A 16,751-nucleotide genomic window follows, 5' to 3' on the forward strand; every position below is an offset into this window, starting at 1 on the left:
TCCGCTATTTCACACCGGAATGCAGCATCGTCTGTATCATTTTCCGCTGGAACAGCAAAAACATAATCAAATTCGGCAAAAACATGAGCAGCCCAACTGCAGCCGCAATACTCGTAGCAGCAACACCGGGTACATTTTGCGTAAGCGAGGTCGCATAGTAGGCTAATGTTTTCATCGTCTCTTTGGTCATATACAGCGTCGATGATTCTACATCGAGATAGACCACTTGAAAGGTAATAATCGATACCGTCGCGACTGCCGGCGCGGTAAGCGGTGTAATAATCCGCATAAAAATATACAACTCGCTCGCACCATCCAGCTTTGCCGCTTCTGTCAAAGCATTCGGAATTTGATCAATAAATTGCTTCATCAAAAAGACCGCTACCGGAGAAGCGATAAACGGCAGAACGTGAGCAAAATACGTATTCGTCAGGCCCAGGCCGCTTATAATGAGATAACGCGGAATCTGTACCGTCTCCGGCGCAAACATAAGCGAGACCATAATGAGCGACATGATCGTCGCTTTAAAAGGAAAACGATGCTTGGACAGCACATAGCCGGCCATCGTGCTTCCCAAAACAACAGCCGTAACCGAAACGAGCGCGACTACTACACTATTGAACAAATAGCGCGTAAACGGCACAACGCCTGCGGAAGAATGCAGCAGCAGCTGCTCGAAGTTACGCCAGGTCGGCTCTTTGACAAAAATCGTCGGCGGAAACAGAAACAGCTCATTCAGCGGCTTGAACGCATGGTTGAATAAAAAGATGATCGGCAGCAGCATAAACAAGCCTGTAACCGTCAGGAACAAAAGCAGAAATACGCGGGAAAAAGCAATCTGTCTGCGCAGCTTCATAATCATTTACTCTTCCCCCTTGGTGCCAAATAGCTTGTAGACGCCCCGCATTAAGCCATAGCTTAATATGAGCAGTATGACAGATAAAGCCGACGCATAGCCCCATTCATATCTCAGGAAAGCATAGTCCTCGATATGGTTGGTCATTAAATGTCCGGCATAATTAGGTGTAATCGTCAATCCTGTCAGCTGGGTTGAAATAGCCCCCGCCTTCAGCGTGCCTACGATCGCCATTACGCCGCTGAACAGCATTTGCGGCTTCATCGACGGAATCGTAATATAGAAAACCTCCTGCAGGCTGTTTTTGATGCCGTCAATGCGACCGGCCTCATACAGCTCGGTATTGACCGTCTGCAGGCCGCCCAACATGGCGAGAAAGCCGACTCCCATACTCGTCCACAACGTGACAATGATCATAATGGTCATCAAATATTTCGGGTCCTGCAGCCATAAATGCGGAGAATCGATTAAACCAAGGCGCAGCAGCACATTATTCAAATAGCCGACTCTGTCGCCGCTGAAGGTAGCCGCCCAGACGACAGACAACGCTACTCCCCCGACCATAGACGGCGCATACAGAGCCAGCGTAAAATAATCGCGGATCTGCTTGGGCAGCTGATGGATCAGCCAGGCGAATGCAAACGAAAGCATATACCCGCCTGGGCCGACTATGATGGCGAACTTTAATGTATTGGGAAGCGTATATTTCATAAATACGACATCCTGTGTCAGTACATCGACAAAATGCTTGAACCCGATAAAACGCGGAAATCCAAAGCCGTTGAATGTCGTTACGCTCAGCAGCGCCGCTATGAGTACCGGCACAATAATAAAGCAGGTAAAGCAGAGCAGGAAGGGAGCGAGAAACAAATAGGATAATCGCGCTTGCCAGATCTCCTTCACCAGCCGCTTGATTCTGCGCACAAATAACGGAGGTTCCGGCTTTGTCCCGACCGGGGGCGCTGTAATTTCAGTACTTGTTGGTGCAGACTTCATGACCTACTCCCTTCCGTACGGCTTGTCATATGGGGCTATGGGCAATGTTTGGTCCGGTGTCATACCGAGCTCAAGCTGCTTGCGTCTCATTTCCCGCAATATCGACATCTCCGCCTTTTCTAACGTTTCTTTTGGCGGCTTTCCGCTAACCACTGTATTGTTCCAAGCAAAATCCATCTCACGCGGCAAAAAGTAATAGCCTGGCACATAAGGCATATTCTTCGTCCAGCGCCCTTGCTCGTTCAACGCAAGCAAATCCTCATCCGACCAAGGAATGGTCTGCAGTGCATTCACATTGGCTGTATACCACCGATATTCAATGCCTGCGAATGATTCAATATCATTGGCGAATTGGCTTTGTACTTGTTCTGACGTCCACCAATTAAGAAACTTCCAGGCGTCATCCTTGCGTTCGCTTTTTTTCATAATCATGGCAGAAGTTGTTTCTTGCGGCGCCCAGCGGGCAATGGTGCCATCCACTTGCCGTATGCCTGGCAGCGGCACCATCTTCCAGTGCCCAGCCAATTCTGGAGCAGCAATTGTCAGTTGGGCATACATCGTAATGTCGCTAATGCCGATCGGCATATCTCCAAACCGAAAATGGTTAAAGAACGCCGGCACATCCTTCGGCAGATCATATTTGACAAACCAATTCGTCCACTGCTTGAACGCAGCCAGCCCTTCCGGGCTTGTAATTCGCGGCTTCATCCCATCGGCCATATAGAACTCTGCTCCTTGCTGATAGAAAGGCAGCATGAAGTTGAGCTTGGGATACATAAACGTCATGCCGTTCTCCTGCAAGGTGGGCAGCAATTTCAACAGATCGTCCCAGGTTTCAGGCGGATCCACGCCAAGCTCATCCAATAGATCCGTGCGGTAGAACATCATGTTGTAGGCTTCTGTCTCCGGTACCCCATAATATTTGCCATCCAGCACATATGAACGCATCGCCCCTGGATTAAAGCGGGCCGCCAGCTCCCCAAATCCCGGGAATGCCGACAACTCTGCGGCTGCTCCCCGCATCGCATAATCAACAGGCGTTTCCATTGTGAGCCCCAGTGCCACATCAGGCTGATCGCCGGCTGCATTCCCCATTACCAATACATTCTGATTTGGAATCAAATTGACATTTACCTTTATCCCTGTCTCGGCTGTAAATTGCTGCTCAATCATGACCTGCAGCAAATCAACATAGTCCTTTCCGCGTTGTACCCATACGGTGAGAGCATCCTCATTCACATCGCTGGAATCATATTGCTGAAAAAAGGTGCGCATAAAATTCGTTGTTGCATATTGCAGCTGATTCCAGCGATTCGGCAGCTTCAGCTGCGGATCCGTCTGCGGCGTGCGAATGACGATATAATCAAGCTGCAGCGGCTGTGCCTCCAGCGGCTTCGACCATGTATTGATACTTGCTCTAATATCGGAGAACACCTTCACGCGGCTCGGAATTTCATTAATATCGCCAGCCAGCTCTTCCAGCTGGCTGATCGCGGAACTTAAAGCTGTCGAAGGATCCGTTACCGCCTGATTTGCCCCCTGCAAAAAATCACGAATATTTCTTGCATCTCCGATCAGCGTTTGCAGCTCTTGCTCAAAGTCCGGATCGTACTTGGCAAGCTCCCATACACGCCCTTCATCCAAGTTTTGCTCCGAATCAAAGCTGTAATTGCCCGTTATAGCCCGAACTTTGCGCTCCAAAGCGGCCAGCTTGGCATTGAACTCCGCAAGCGACAGCACGACTGGACGGAGCACAGAATTGTCGGCAATCAGCTTTAAACGGTGCTTCCCTGCCGTCAAATGAAACAAATAAGGTTCGCCATTTACATCGGACAATGATTTAATTTCAAATCCACTGTTCGCGGTAAATTTATAATGAAGCAGCTCCTGAAAAGGCACTTCATCATCCAGCATAATTGTCCGGTATGAAGGCGCTTTCCCATTATAGCCTTGGAAATACTTCAGATCGATCGCATAGCGTCCCGTCTCTGGCACTGTAAACTCCCACTCCAAGGCCTCGCCCGGATTTTTCCAATATTCTCCGCCGATCACATTATAGACGATCTTCCCTTCCGGATCAGGCGAAACATAGGGCTCTGACACGCTTTCAGTACGAATACGCACCGCATTTTTGCGGCTGAAATGCTCGGCCTCATACAGCTCGAACCACGCTTTGCCGCTGCCTGTTCCGGCACTATTCGCCAAGTACTGCTTATAATCCGGTATGGTGCGCGGCGGCACAAAGGATAGGGAATAGAGCGATACCGGCTCTTTAACGCCAATTAAGCGCAGCTTGTGAATTCCCTTTTTCAGTTCCCACTGCAACGGCTCTGACGACAGTGAATAATCGGTTATGGTGCGTTCATTCCACTCCTTCAACACTTCCTTCTGCACGGGACGCACCTCATTGCCTATGGCATTGCGCGCATAAGGATATTGGTCGTCTTGCCAGGTCCGCTCCAGACTGATTCGTTCCGCCTCGGCAAAAGCATATTGCTCGTCAATCTGCACTCCACGGACAACGGGCGAGAAGCTGCCGGCCAGCGCCGCATAGTCGATCGTCAAGTTGTATACGCCATCCTGCGGAATATCGATCTCCCATTCTACCCAGCCGCGGCTATTCGTCCAGTCAAGCACCTCCCCTTGCTTGGCGGCATCTTGACGCTGCTGCAAATCTGCCTCCTCGGAAGCAGCGGTATAATCCGCAGCCAGCACCTGAACGCCTTGCTGAGCAGCGCCGGACTTAAGGCCGCCCTTGGCCAATTGTATGTATGAAGGCTTGCCGCTTACATCTAATGAAGAATAGAGAAAATCGTCCGCAATAACCGGATACGATTCCGGCTCCCCCGGCGACCATCGCCACAGCACAATTACGATAACGAGCAGTACAATCCCGCCGGCTATCGTCCCTCTCCATAAATTTCGTTGTTTCATGAAGCATGCTCCCCTTGCTTGGTCAGCGATATACCTGATTCACCATCAAAAAAATGCACCTTGTCCATCCGAATAACGATCGGCACTGAATCACCGGGACGAATTCCCGTAAGCGCTTCCGTACGACAGGTAATGAGTCCTTCTCCGCATGCTGCATATAAGTATGTATCCGATCCCATCTGCTCGCGCATCTCAATCGCTGCATTCACTTGCCAGTCCGGATACCGCTCAAGCGCCCACGCTTCGCAATGAACCGCTTCAGGACGAACCCCCATAATGACTTGGCGCAAATTGCTCGTCGCTCCTGCAATATAAGGGCGGTAGCGCTCCGGTATAATCAGTCTCATCCGTTTATTCTCGAAGTAATACTCCCCATCTATAGAGACGATCGCCCCCTCGATAAAATTCATTTGCGGAGAACCGATAAATCCGGCAACGAACAGATTTGCAGGCTCGTCATACAGCTGCTGCGGCGGAGCGACCTGCTGAATGTCGCCTTGCTTCATAACGACGATGCGGGTCCCCATCGTCATCGCCTCTGTCTGATCGTGCGTAACATAGACCATCGTCGTTTTCAATTGACTATGCAGCTTGCTAATTTCCATCCGTGTCTGTGTCCGCAGCTTCGCATCGAGATTGGATAACGGCTCATCCATGAGAAATACTTGCGGCTCCCGGACAAGCGCTCTTCCGAGTGCAACCCGCTGCTTTTGTCCGCCTGACAGCTGCCCCGGCTTTTTGGACAAGACATGCGAGATCTCCAGCATCTTAGCCGCCCGATTCACCCGCAATTCAATTTCGTGCTTGGCCACCTTATGGAGCTGAAGCCCCAGCGACATATTTTCATATACAGACAGATTCGGATAAAGCGCGTAATTTTGAAACACCATGGCGATATCGCGGTTTTTGGGAGACACATAGTTCATAAACTTGCCATCGATATGTATTTCTCCTTGGGATACTTCCTCCAGACCTGCAAGCATCCTTAATGTGGTCGATTTGCCGCAGCCTGAAGGACCGACCAAGACCAGAAACTCCCCGTCTGCAACCTCCAAATGAAAATCATTGACCGAAGGCCTGGCCTCTCCTTTGTAATATTTATATACGTGGTCAAATGTAATACTGCCCATAACCTGCGTCCCCCCAAACAGATGTCATGATAGAGTCAATTTTTTCTACTCGCGATACACAAATAATAACAAACAAATATATTTTCGTAAACATGAAATTATTTTATGTATATGATATTGTCCAGACTTATATCACCCTTAAGTATCACACTCATAAAATTTTGTTTTGTATGTGAAAAATTTTATTGACATAAATGAACATCGTGATAAAATCAAGACAGGTTTGATTTCCACCATATGTAAGCTGAAGGAAGGAGGATACCTGGCTCTATTCGTAAGTGAATCATAGATTTCGTTTTTGCAAGGACCTGGACAGCCTAAGAGCAATCATCAATTTTTGAGGGGGATTTATGAATGCGTTTACGTAATCGTAAAAAAAGTCTGCACATTTCATCCTTTTTTGCAATTATGCTTTGCTTCGCCCTAGTATTGTCAGCCTGTTCCTCTGGCAACTCTACGAATAAAGGAACAAGCAATAGCGGCAACAAGCCTGCTCCATCCAATACAGTAGATACAAACAAGGAAGGCACGACAGAGGAGCAGCCGCCCCAGGATGATCCAGCCAATAAAGAGCCCGTCACCTTAAAATTGCTCACCTGGTTTGTCGGTCCTAACCAAGTATTATTCGACAAATTTCATGAGATGTATCCATGGATTACGATCGAAGCCAACACCAACATTGATAAAAGCATCATTAATAATGTCATCGCCGGTGAAGAAGCGGATCTGATCTTTCTGGATAACGGTCTGTCCCAATGGATGTCAGGCGACCTGCTGGAAGACTTGACTCCTTATATCGCCAAGGATGAGCGCATTCAAAAGGCCAATAAGGTCGAAGGATTGATGGAATCTTTCCAGACCGGCGGCAAGCAATATACGCTGCCATATGCCGACATTCCGATGTGGGTCGTCATCAACAAAGATTTAATGAACAAATATGGCATGACTATGCCTTCCAATGACTGGACTTATGACGATATGCTCGAAATGGCCAAGCAAGCGACTGACGCCCAAGCGAATGATTGGGGCATGATCGGCATGGGCATCTCCGACATTATGGCGATGGCTAACGGACACGCCGCCAAGTCCCGTTATATGAATGAGGATAATACACAAAGCGTCGCGCATACTCCAGGCGTTATGGAAGATTTGAAATGGCAGCAGGAGCTCGTACATAAATGGCATGTTCAACCAAGCAAAGCAGAAGCCGAGAAGCTGGGCTTCAACGGCGATCCCGGCAATGAATTTTTAAAAGGCAATTTCCTGTTCATGCTTGGCGCCGACTGGTATCTCGAAGGGCTGCAAAAAGATGCAAACTTTGAATGGGACGTTCTCCCGCTGCCAAAAGGAAAAGTAAAACAGACAACCGTTCACCAAGTCGGTTTGATGTCCATGCCGAAAGCATCCAAGCATAAAGAAGAAGCGTTCCTGTACATGAGTTTCCTGTTCGATGAAGTTGCACAAAAAGTCATGATCGGGAACGGCTCCGGCGCATTCGTCAAATCGCCTGAGCTTGATAAGTACTTCACTGAGGTACCCGTATGGCAAGGCAAAAACGTCGAAGCCATCCAGCTGTCCAGCAGTATGTGCTGCTATTCCAGCGACGCTACTATGGTTGAGCTGCCGGAGTACATGAATAAATCCATAGCTGCTTTGACAAAGGCGATGGATACAGGCAGCAGTTTGAACGCGATTATTCCGTATGTTGAAGCCTATAATAAAAAGGCGCTGGAAACCCGGGCAAATCTGGGCTGGTAAGCTAAACGCCGGTAATGTCGAGACTGTCCGGGCTTATCCAGACAGTCTCTTCTTCTAACGGAACTTAAAACCATTTTAACGCGATAAATGCGGGAAAGGAACAGGTAATGGAGCGAAATTACGGTATAGAAGAAATTCCTTTGTCCGCTGCTACACAATCAGAATCACTTTTGTTCGTGTCCGGACAAGGGGGATTCGATCCCCTGACTGGCGCTATTCCGGCTGATAATCTGGAACAGCAGACCATTAATACGATGAAGCATATTGAAAATATATTAGCCGAATCCCAACTAACCTTAAACGATATATTAAAGGTAACGATTTATTTGAAGCATCGCCATCATTACCAGCAATTCAACCGAGTCTACTCCGAGCTCTGCCCCCGCCCCTATCCGGCGCGGACCGTCGTGTATTGCGATCTTAATTTTGACCTCCTCGTAGAAATCGACGTCATTGCCAGGCTGCGCAGCACTCTCTCGCCATGACGATGCCATTGATAAGCCCTCGTTTTCCCTGACTAATCGCGGAATACGAGGGCTTATCTGTTTTACGTTTCATTGATATACCGTTCAAGCGCTCTGCCAAGGCTATGACCAAAACGCCGGCTATTGTCCGCTGTCACCGCCGCCTCCTCCGTTCCAAAGTACGGAAACTCCAGACTGCAGGCCAGCCTTGCGCCGTGGCGCCAAAAAAAATTACTGCAAGCCCTGCCATGCGGTATATTCCAGTCCTCCCCTGATTCTAGGTCGTTCGCGCTGCAATAACGGATCGCCGCAGCATCCTGATGCTCACTGCAGATTTGCTGCAAAAATCCGCCTAAACGCTCAATCTCTTCCTTGATCGGCGAAGGCTGCTTAACAAAGAACGGAACGTCGTTGCGCCCTTCCCATTTGAAAGGGTCGTGAAAATCAAGCGCGATATCGAATTGCCGGTCTGCAGCTATGGCCATTAATTCCGCTGTCGAGCTGTACATGGGGGTGTCCGTATAGTCGCGGTTATGGTCGTGGGGAGCACGCCCTTTCCCTTGGTCGCCTCCCTCTACGCCATCGATATCCATAAACGGAATGTAATGAACGAGGCAGCGATCAAGCAGAGGCGAGCGCTCTGCTTGCAGCAAATAGTCGATCACTCCTTCCAGAACGTAGGAAGGCGTCGATTCACAAGCATGATGGCGCGCCGTAAAAATGATATGCCGCTCCGCCTCACTGCAGCCGATCTGCAAATACGGAATCGCCCTTAATTGCTCGGAAACGGTCAAAATTTGGCGGGAGACAGCCCGATGCCTGGCAATGCGGCTGTAAAACCGTTCGAAATGGTGCATTTGATAGGGTAGACAAAAGGAGAAGAACACCCGCTGCTGCCCTTCCCGAAAAGTATAAATAAAGCTGTCCCTTGAGCGCAATGAATTCTTCCCCAGCCATGCCCACTCCACGCCGTCATAGCTTACCGCCGGGCCCCAAGGGCCGACCACTTCTCCATTTACAAATTGAAAAAGCACGGTCTGTCCAGCTGCTGCCTGCGCAGAGAAATTCCAATAAAACCACCAGCCGGACGTATCCCGCAAATCCTGCTCCAGCAGTACGCGCCCTGCTTCCAGTGCAACTGTTTTAATATTGCCGCCGGCATAGTTGCATACAATGTCGATCATAGACGAAAACCGCCATCAACAGCATATAATGAACCAGTCACATAAGAGGCTGCATCTGAGAGCAGGAAAGCAGCCACTTCATTAATTTCATTCGCGCTGCCGCTTCGTCCCAGCAAAGCATGATGACGGATCGCTTCTTTCTCTCGCTCCGTCTGCATCTGCAGCGATTGCTCGGAACGAAAATCGCCAGGCACAATCACATTAGCCCGAATGCCATGCTTGGCATAGTCTTTGGCCAGCACTCGGGTAAACTGATTGACTCCGGCCTTTGCCGCCCCGTAAGCGTAACATCCGCTTGAAGGATTTTGCCCCAATACCGACGAGGTATTGACGATTGAACCTCCATTGCCCCGGATCATCAGCGATACGACATGTTTGCATACGAGGAAGGTGCTCGTTAATGTGCCGCGTATAGAGGCATCCCAGTCAGCAAGCGAAAGCTCAGTAATCGGCTGCTCGACATTTTTGAACGCCAAGTGATAGCTGCCGTCAATTTTACCGAAGCGGCGTTCAATGTCAGCCAGCATGCTGCTTACCTGAGCCTCATCACTAACATCGCTTTGTCTGTACACCCATCTGTCTTCATCATATCTCTGCCGCAGCTGTGCGAATTCGGGATGCCGCTCCTCCGGATGCAAGTCGCAGCCGTATACAATCGCCCCTTTCTCGATGAAAGCGGCAGCCGCAGCGCTGCCTGCGGCCCCCATGCATCCTGTAATTAATATGACTTTCTCTTCCAATGCTCGCATAGCGCTCTCCTTATTTATCAGTTTGCCCCGCGTAACAGCGGACCTCGTAAATTGCAGCTGACGGATCGCCATTCGTTGCCAGCACTACAATGCGCAACTTGCCGGTTGTAACGGGCTGTTCCAGCTTTATTTCTCTTCTCCGCTGATAATTTCCTGCTATAGCGCCAACTTGCCTCCACCGGCCGGCAACAAACGCTTCAATGGCGATATCCTTTGGACATTGCGGATCTTTGTAATGCGCCGGATAGGAACGGTAGTCGCGCAGCAGTTGCCCCGGGAAGGTCAATTCGACTTGCCCGATCTGCACCGGCTCTTCCCAAGCCAGCTCAAGCCATTGCGGCAGCTGCTGCAGAGGGTCGGAGCGCCATACATTCGTCGAGTAATAAGGTCTGGTCACACCGCTAAGTACATTCCCGGCTTCATAGACCGATTGCTGTGGTTCGATGCGGAAGCTCATCATTTCCCCTTTGCCGTATTTGCGCATCAGGCCATTGCCTTGCTCATAAGCGCTCGGATGTCCCGGCTCAACCTCAGCTGCCGGATACCAGCAAATATGACGATTCGCTAACAGATCCAGCCGCACATAACGCCCCTTCCATAAAGATACATTGAGCTCTGCTCCCCAATCGATCCAATGCCCCTGCCCTGGCGGCACCAGCAATTGTGCCGTTGCGAGCGGGTCCCCTGGTTCAACCCGGTAATCCCATATATGCTGAGCGGCATAAAGCCGCACTTCTACCGGCTGCACCTCCGCCGAATCATTCCCCAGACATAGCTGCAGCCGGTCGATCCGGTCATGGCCAACCGCAATCCATTGCCCGCGCCGATGCTCCAGACGGCCTTGCCCGCCCGGTATAGGGGCAGACTTTATGCCGCTCAGCAGCGCTTCGCTGCTCGCCGTTGCTTTGGCCATTCTGGCCAGATCGCTCTCATCGCAATTGCGTACGTTCGGCAGGAAACAGCCGGCGCGCAGCAGCGCCTGCTGAATGACGCCCACCAGCAGCTGCGCGCTGTCCTTCACCTGTACGCCATGCCGCACGGCAATCGCCGCAGCTGTACCTGCCGCCTGTCCCATCACCGCTGTCGTCCCCATCACCCGCACCGTTCCTAAAGCAACGTGGGTAACACTGACATTGCGGCCTGCCATCATCAAATTGTTCATATTCTTGGCAATCATAATGCGCAGCGGAATCCCGTAAGGGCCGACATAGCTTTTGGCCATATGACCCGCTTCGACCGCTGTGCGTTCACTAAAGGGAGCCAGCAAGCCGCCCGGCTCGTGCAGATCAATAAACCAGCCGCCATACGCAACCTCATCGGCGAAAACCGTCTTGTGCAGCGGATCATGCTCCGTCATCAGATATTGCCCCATAATCCGCCGGCTTTCCCGTTTACCGGGCACTTGCCCGATCCAGTCCAGCGCATAATTGGCAGCCGCGATTTTAAGCTCCGGATCTTTATTTTTAATATAGTCCCATACGCCGAGCACATGACGGGTCAATTCATGCCGAAGCTTCTCGTTGTCATAGATCGTATGCCAGGGAACGGACAGCTCCATCCACCAATAGCCGCTGCGAATTTCACCAGGCCATCTTCCCTGCTTATAAAAGAAATCCGGGTCGTCATACTGTACAGCCCAATCCGGCGCAGTAAACGCTGACGGCTGTCCCGTATCCTTCGCTTTGAAATGAATCGAGCTGCCCATCACCCCGTCGCTGGGCGTTTCAGGCGCATGCGGCTCGCCAAACTCTGCGCGCCCTTCCGATCCCATGCGCCACTCGCAGCCGGCGAGAGCCGCCACGATGCCATCACCGGTACAATCAATAAAGGTATGGGCGTTCAGCACCAGCTCCGTCTCCGCGTGCTGAACGCGGCCAACCAAAGCCCCGATCGTCTGCTCATCCTGCATGCGTACGCCAACAATGCTTGTATTCAAATGAAAGGATAAATTAGGAGTCGTCATCGCCATGTCATACTGCACCATATCCCACACACTATTAATCCAGCCATTATCATTAGTTGGCTGCTCATGATTGCGCGCACGCTCTTCGATCAGCAGCTCCGAAATGATGCCCGTTTCTCGGGCATAAGCATGAAAGCTGGCCGCCCCCTGCGGGGGCACGCGAATTTCCGAGGAACTGTTCCCGCCAAAGACAGGCCGATCCTGAACCAGACATACAGCCGCTCCCTCGCGGGCAGCCGCGACCGCAGCGCAAAATCCGGCCAATCCGCCGCCGCAAACGACAATATCGTATTGCTCCTCCTGCCTTCTCACATGATTGCCTCGTTCCTGGTTCATCAACACGAGCTCTCCACCTCAACCTGTCATTTCTGCTTTAGCAAGGAGCAACCGCTTGCTCATATTGCACGACACAGCCGTAATGTTCTCCCGATCCGATACATAACCAATCATGTTCAGGCGCATAGGCAAGAGTCGAAATATAATGAATGCAAGCCCATTCCGTGTCGAGATCGCGCAGCTCGGCATTATCCTTGATGACTCGCGGTCTGCCATAGTCGACAAACCCGCGTTCGCGCGAGAAATGGAACAGATGGCTGATATCCCGCTCGCTTCCGTATACGCCCCAAACTTCATCATCGTTGCGGCGGACAAAATGGCGAAGCATGCCAGTCGAAAACATCCGGCCATATACAGTCGTTCTTTGCAAATCGGGCGCAATAGTAAACAGCATTCCGTCAAAAGTTCCGGCCACTACCGTACCATCCGCCAAACACACGCCGCCAGTCACCATCGCTTTAAACGCTCTTCCTCTAATAGAAGGCGCGCGGATCCCGAGCGTCTCCGCCCGCCCGGCAGCGATGTCATAGAGCAGCAGCCCGTCATTGCCGTCAGACAATAGCAAGCGGTCATTCCCGAGCATAATTAGCGCCTGTTCTGCCGATGCGAGCTCAATGCCGCGTAATAGATGCAGCTGGCCTGTTTGCAGATCGCAAGTATACACCTTTCCATCCTGATCGCTGGCCAGCAGCTCATGATGCTTCAGACGGCCGTGAAGCTTGATCAATCCGCTATTTTTTACAGCTTCCTGTGCAGTCCCGGCCTTTACATCGACCGTTACAATATGGCCATCCACCGCCAGTACCGCAATCTGATCGCCATCCAGATCCACCGCCGATACGGGCGCTCCGTCCTCGTATACTTTCCGTATTTGGCCTGGCGTGCCCTCCATACGTCCGGATTCAACCAAGTAAATGCAATCTTTGCCCGTGATGGTATAGAGCTTATCCCCGATAATTCGCATATGGCTCACTGCCGTATCTCGCCACGCCATATGCTGATGCAATGGCAAGGTGCGGACACCCGCTGCTTGAATGTGCATAAAGGCCGGCGCCCCGACGCCATTATAATCCGGCTCATAGTAAGGGTGAATCTGCGCTGCCTCTGCGTCTGCACCGGGCACGTTCAGCTTTTTCGTATCGACTGCCAAAATATAGGGCGAGAATTGTCCGCAAACATCGACCATATGCAGCCAGCCCTTGTCATCAAAAATCATTTCGCATATGTACTGCGAATCTTTGCCGTCAGGCGTTACCAGTCCAAGATTTTCCGGTTCTCCGCCATTCAATATATCCCAGCGTATAAGCCGCAGCGGACAATATTCATCATGCGTCTTCAGCCCATAGTAGAGAACAAAATTTTCATCAGCCGCAAGCCCCCCGATTCCGCAAGGGTTAACCGGCGGATGATCGCGCAAATGAATGTAGCCGTGTCTCGTCGCTTCCAGCGTATCCGGATGCAGCTCAATCACTTCCCCATCCATATTGTCTACCATAAAGATTGTTCCCCGCGGAGAGTGCAGCGCAAAAATAAACTGTCTCCGGTGCTTTGTTCCATGCGGCGACAAAAAGCTTACTTTCAGATCCTCAATCTCGCCTCGCTCCGGATCAAATCGCCAGAACCCGCCTGTGTAAGAGCTTCCATAAAATCGTCCCTTGTCATCCTTGACCAGTCTGCAGGAAGAAAATTCCGTTGTTTTGCCATAGTCGACGACTTCATTGGTCTGCAAATCGAGACGATACAAATGCCCCTTCATATAGCCAAGAAAATAGTAATAGCGCGGATCTGTGCCGAGCATGCCGCCGTAAATGCTTTCTCTCGGCACAGGTATCCCTCTGACTTGCACATCATTTGTATCCGGATCGACGATCATCAGGATCGAGCCCGGATATCCTTCCCATTGATCTTCATAATGCTGCTCGAACATCCACTGCTTATGGGCAGGAGCAGGGGCCGTATTATGCGTCGCCATAATCAAGCGCCCGTCCGGCAAAAAATCGATGCTTGTATGGATTTTACTTGGCGGCATTTGCTCCTTATCAATAATCCATACGTCAGCAACATCAAAAATATGGCGCAGCTCACCGGTATCCGGGTAGTACTCGTACAATAAAGCCGTTAAAGGCTTTTCATTCTCGCCGCACACGGTAACAAAGAAGCGGTTGTCTGGCGAGCGCACAAAATCCCAGACTGCATTATGCCCCTGCTCGTTAGGAAGCTGCGTAAAGCGCGTATGCTCCTGCGGTATTGCTGCTAATAAATTTTGTCCCATCCTGCGTCCTCCGATTATCAACGATATGAAATATGCAGCTCCGGCGTCTCCAGCCGGCGCCCCTCATGCAACGAATCCATTGCAGCGCAAATCATTCCGGTTGTCAGCAGCGTCCGCTCCATCCGAAAGGGCTGGATGCCGGTTATTAAAAAAGCCTCAATCATGCGCGTCAGACGTTCAAAATGATGAAACGGTCTCTCCTCCCCGCTCAAGCATCTGGCGGCAAAAATCTGCTGCTCCTTATTGCGGAAGGCGAAGCCCCATTGCTCCACTAAACGTTTAAATTGAATGATTGCGCCTTTCGTGCCGTCCAAATACTCTAACAAAAATAACGCAGGTTCCGGCTCCAGCTCACGCGGATGAGCTTCCGGCAGCCCAGGGAATGAATGAAGCGCTTGCAGCATAAGCTCCTCAGACCACTCGCCGCGGTCCATCGCCTCCCAGGCGGCCCCGCCTGCTCCTTCAATCAGCTGGATCGAGCGTAAACCGCTCTCTGCTCCGTCTCTTTGCTCCACAAGCGATTGCAGCACTTCCATGGCATGAAAGCCGTAGCATTCCAGCCCGCCTGAGCTGATGACGACGATTTCCTGCAGTGTCTGCAGCCGGCGCCGGTCAAACGGCGGTTCGTGATCCGTATGCGGGATCGAAGAGCCGCCAAAGAACGGTATATTTCTCCGCTTCAACTGTTCATACATCCAGACAGCATCTGTATATCGATAGGCAAGATGTTTGTCTGAAAAGATCGGTACAACAAGTGACAGCTCATCCAGGGCAGCCAATGTCTCTTCCATAAAGCGCCGTCTCGGATATTCGATTTGCCCCTTGCTATTCGTCGGATAGTTCCCGTGCTCGCCGATTATGACAACACCGTCGACAGGCCCGCCCGATTGCTCGGCTCTAATCGCCTCTCTAATTGTCTTATAAATCGGAATACCGTATCGTGCTGCCGCCTCTCTGCTCATATCATTGTCAGGTACCTGATCGGTATAGAGGGCAGCAACCTCAACCTGCGGAATGTAGTCGAACGCTGCCAGCAGCCGCCCCACAATAACCTCGGCATGCGAGTTGAAGCGATACTCGGTCACAATAGCCGCTATTCTTTTTCGAGCTGCCTTATTCATCTGTCACCTCCAGGTTACGCCAATCACTCTCTAAGCAAAGTTTATCTCCGCTTCAAAAGATAGTCAATGATTTTTTCATAAGTGTGCAACTTTTTCTCAAATGTGATAAAAATGACGATTGGAAACAAAAACTCCTTGTTCCACCTGCGAACAAAGAGTGACTGAATACGAGTCTGATTTAGTTTTGACGATACATCTTGTTGCTTATTTCCCTGCACGCCCGCTCAATCCAGCTTGCCGTCTTTTGCCATGTCTCCTCTGTAATACGAATTGCCGGGATAGATACGCTGACTGCAGCCACTACATTTCCCTCCATATCGCAAACCGGCCCCGCCATACAATGAATTCCCTCCACAGACTCTCCGATATTGTACGCCAGCCCTCTTTCTCTAACGACTTCAAGCTCTTTTTTTAGCTCTTCCAACGTTGCGATCGTCTTCCCGGTATAGATCGGCAATTTCTTGCCTCGATACAATTGATCAATTTTCTCCTCGGGCATTCGCGACAACAGCATTTTCCCCGAGGCCGATGCATGCAGCGGAAGCACTGAACCAAGATTGGTCATAATGCGCAGCGGCTGATCGACCAGCTTCTCGGCGATATAGACCACCTTATCCTCACTGCGGACCCCAAGCATCACATTCTCTTTCAAATCTTCTACGATTTTTCCCGCTATTTGATAAAATTCGGCCGTCATCGATGTACTCTGCCGATGCTGTACGCGGATTTCAAATATTTTATTGCCAAGCCGGAATTGCTTGCCTGAACTGTCGGTTTCCAAATAACCCCGGCTCAGCATATTTTGCAAAATTTGATAAGCGCTGCTGGAGGGCATATTGAGCTCCTTCGAAATTTCTGTCAAATTGTAGGATTCCTTCTCGCCCGTAAACAATTCGAAAATATCCAATACCCGATCAGCAGATTTTACTTTAGGAGATTGCTTTTCCATCTTTGAACCTTCCTTTTTCATACTGCGGCCACTCCTGCT

Annotated in this window: 12 protein-coding genes; 2 read left to right on the plus strand and 10 right to left on the minus strand. The window is 50.7% G+C overall.

What is annotated here, in order from left to right:
- Positions 1-4 precede the first annotated feature (4 nt).
- From ACFQ0N_RS29155 to ACFQ0N_RS29170, 4 genes are read right to left on the minus strand one after another with little or no spacing between them, the layout of a single operon-like run.
- The gene (locus tag ACFQ0N_RS29155; RefSeq protein WP_379333080.1) at positions 5-862 is read right to left on the minus strand and encodes a carbohydrate ABC transporter permease; all 858 of its coding nucleotides are present in this window, start codon (positions 860-862) and stop codon (positions 5-7) included.
- Positions 863-1,852, minus strand: coding sequence for a carbohydrate ABC transporter permease (locus tag ACFQ0N_RS29160; protein WP_379333082.1), 990 nt, complete (start codon positions 1,850-1,852; stop codon positions 863-865).
- 3 nt (positions 1,853-1,855) lie between these two features.
- Positions 1,856-4,786, minus strand: a complete 2,931-nt coding sequence (locus tag ACFQ0N_RS29165) for an extracellular solute-binding protein (RefSeq protein WP_379333084.1) — start codon at positions 4,784-4,786, stop codon at positions 1,856-1,858.
- The gene (locus tag ACFQ0N_RS29170) at positions 4,783-5,916 is read right to left on the minus strand and encodes an ABC transporter ATP-binding protein (RefSeq protein ID WP_379333086.1); all 1,134 of its coding nucleotides are present in this window, start codon (positions 5,914-5,916) and stop codon (positions 4,783-4,785) included. Before ACFQ0N_RS29170 ends, ACFQ0N_RS29165 begins: the two co-directional genes overlap by 4 nt.
- A gap of 354 nt (positions 5,917-6,270) precedes the next feature.
- Here ACFQ0N_RS29170 and ACFQ0N_RS29175 point away from each other — a divergent pair, with 354 nt between their 5' ends.
- Entirely contained in the window at positions 6,271-7,674 is a 1,404-nt protein-coding gene (locus ACFQ0N_RS29175) for an ABC transporter substrate-binding protein (RefSeq protein WP_379333088.1), read from the plus strand.
- Positions 7,675-7,781: 107 nt separating this feature from the next.
- The gene (locus tag ACFQ0N_RS29180) at positions 7,782-8,159 is read left to right on the plus strand and encodes a RidA family protein (RefSeq protein WP_379333090.1); all 378 of its coding nucleotides are present in this window, start codon (positions 7,782-7,784) and stop codon (positions 8,157-8,159) included.
- A gap of 62 nt (positions 8,160-8,221) precedes the next feature.
- Here the strand turns inward: ACFQ0N_RS29180 and ACFQ0N_RS29185 are convergent, their stop codons facing one another.
- The 6 genes from ACFQ0N_RS29185 to ACFQ0N_RS29210 form a co-directional block, all read right to left on the minus strand.
- A complete protein-coding gene (locus ACFQ0N_RS29185; protein ID WP_379333092.1) occupies positions 8,222-9,322 on the minus strand; it encodes a M14 family zinc carboxypeptidase in 1,101 nt (366 codons plus the stop codon).
- Complete coding sequence (locus tag ACFQ0N_RS29190) at positions 9,319-10,071, minus strand: SDR family NAD(P)-dependent oxidoreductase (protein ID WP_379333095.1); 753 nt, start codon at positions 10,069-10,071, stop codon at positions 9,319-9,321. Before ACFQ0N_RS29190 ends, ACFQ0N_RS29185 begins: the two co-directional genes overlap by 4 nt.
- A gap of 10 nt (positions 10,072-10,081) precedes the next feature.
- Positions 10,082-12,370: an FAD-dependent oxidoreductase gene (locus tag ACFQ0N_RS29195; protein WP_379333097.1), complete on the minus strand. Its 2,289-nt coding sequence runs from the start codon at positions 12,368-12,370 to the stop codon at positions 10,082-10,084.
- 37 nt (positions 12,371-12,407) lie between these two features.
- Positions 12,408-14,642: a hypothetical protein gene (locus ACFQ0N_RS29200; protein ID WP_379333099.1), complete on the minus strand. Its 2,235-nt coding sequence runs from the start codon at positions 14,640-14,642 to the stop codon at positions 12,408-12,410.
- Positions 14,643-14,659: 17 nt separating this feature from the next.
- Entirely contained in the window at positions 14,660-15,763 is a 1,104-nt protein-coding gene (locus tag ACFQ0N_RS29205) for a hypothetical protein (protein ID WP_379333101.1), read from the minus strand.
- Between the two features lie 178 nt (positions 15,764-15,941).
- Entirely contained in the window at positions 15,942-16,733 is a 792-nt protein-coding gene (locus ACFQ0N_RS29210; RefSeq protein WP_379333103.1) for an IclR family transcriptional regulator, read from the minus strand.
- Positions 16,734-16,751 lie beyond the last annotated feature (18 nt).

The sequence above is a fragment of the Paenibacillus sp. GCM10027626 genome, from assembly GCF_042676285.1.
Classification (GTDB): domain Bacteria; phylum Bacillota; class Bacilli; order Paenibacillales; family Paenibacillaceae; genus Paenibacillus_Z.

Bases quoted from the DNA above. Each gene is read 5' to 3' on its own strand.
- ACFQ0N_RS29165 (WP_379333084.1), bottom strand. From the start codon at position 4,786: ATGAAACAACGAAATTTATGGAGAGGGACGATAGCCGGCGGGATTGTA.
- ACFQ0N_RS29200 (WP_379333099.1), bottom strand. From the start codon at position 14,642: ATGGGACAAAATTTATTAGCAGCAATACCGCAGGAGCATACGCGCTTT.
- ACFQ0N_RS29195 (WP_379333097.1), bottom strand. From the start codon at position 12,370: ATGAACCAGGAACGAGGCAATCATGTGAGAAGGCAGGAGGAGCAATAC.
- ACFQ0N_RS29180 (WP_379333090.1), top strand. From the start codon at position 7,782: ATGGAGCGAAATTACGGTATAGAAGAAATTCCTTTGTCCGCTGCTACA.
- ACFQ0N_RS29185 (WP_379333092.1), bottom strand. From the start codon at position 9,322: ATGATCGACATTGTATGCAACTATGCCGGCGGCAATATTAAAACAGTT.
- ACFQ0N_RS29175 (WP_379333088.1), top strand. From the start codon at position 6,271: ATGCGTTTACGTAATCGTAAAAAAAGTCTGCACATTTCATCCTTTTTT.
- ACFQ0N_RS29160 (WP_379333082.1), bottom strand. From the start codon at position 1,852: ATGAAGTCTGCACCAACAAGTACTGAAATTACAGCGCCCCCGGTCGGG.
- ACFQ0N_RS29210 (WP_379333103.1), bottom strand. From the start codon at position 16,733: ATGAAAAAGGAAGGTTCAAAGATGGAAAAGCAATCTCCTAAAGTAAAA.
- ACFQ0N_RS29205 (WP_379333101.1), bottom strand. From the start codon at position 15,763: ATGAATAAGGCAGCTCGAAAAAGAATAGCGGCTATTGTGACCGAGTAT.
- ACFQ0N_RS29190 (WP_379333095.1), bottom strand. From the start codon at position 10,071: ATGCGAGCATTGGAAGAGAAAGTCATATTAATTACAGGATGCATGGGG.
- ACFQ0N_RS29155 (WP_379333080.1), bottom strand. From the start codon at position 862: ATGATTATGAAGCTGCGCAGACAGATTGCTTTTTCCCGCGTATTTCTG.
- ACFQ0N_RS29170 (WP_379333086.1), bottom strand. From the start codon at position 5,916: ATGGGCAGTATTACATTTGACCACGTATATAAATATTACAAAGGAGAG.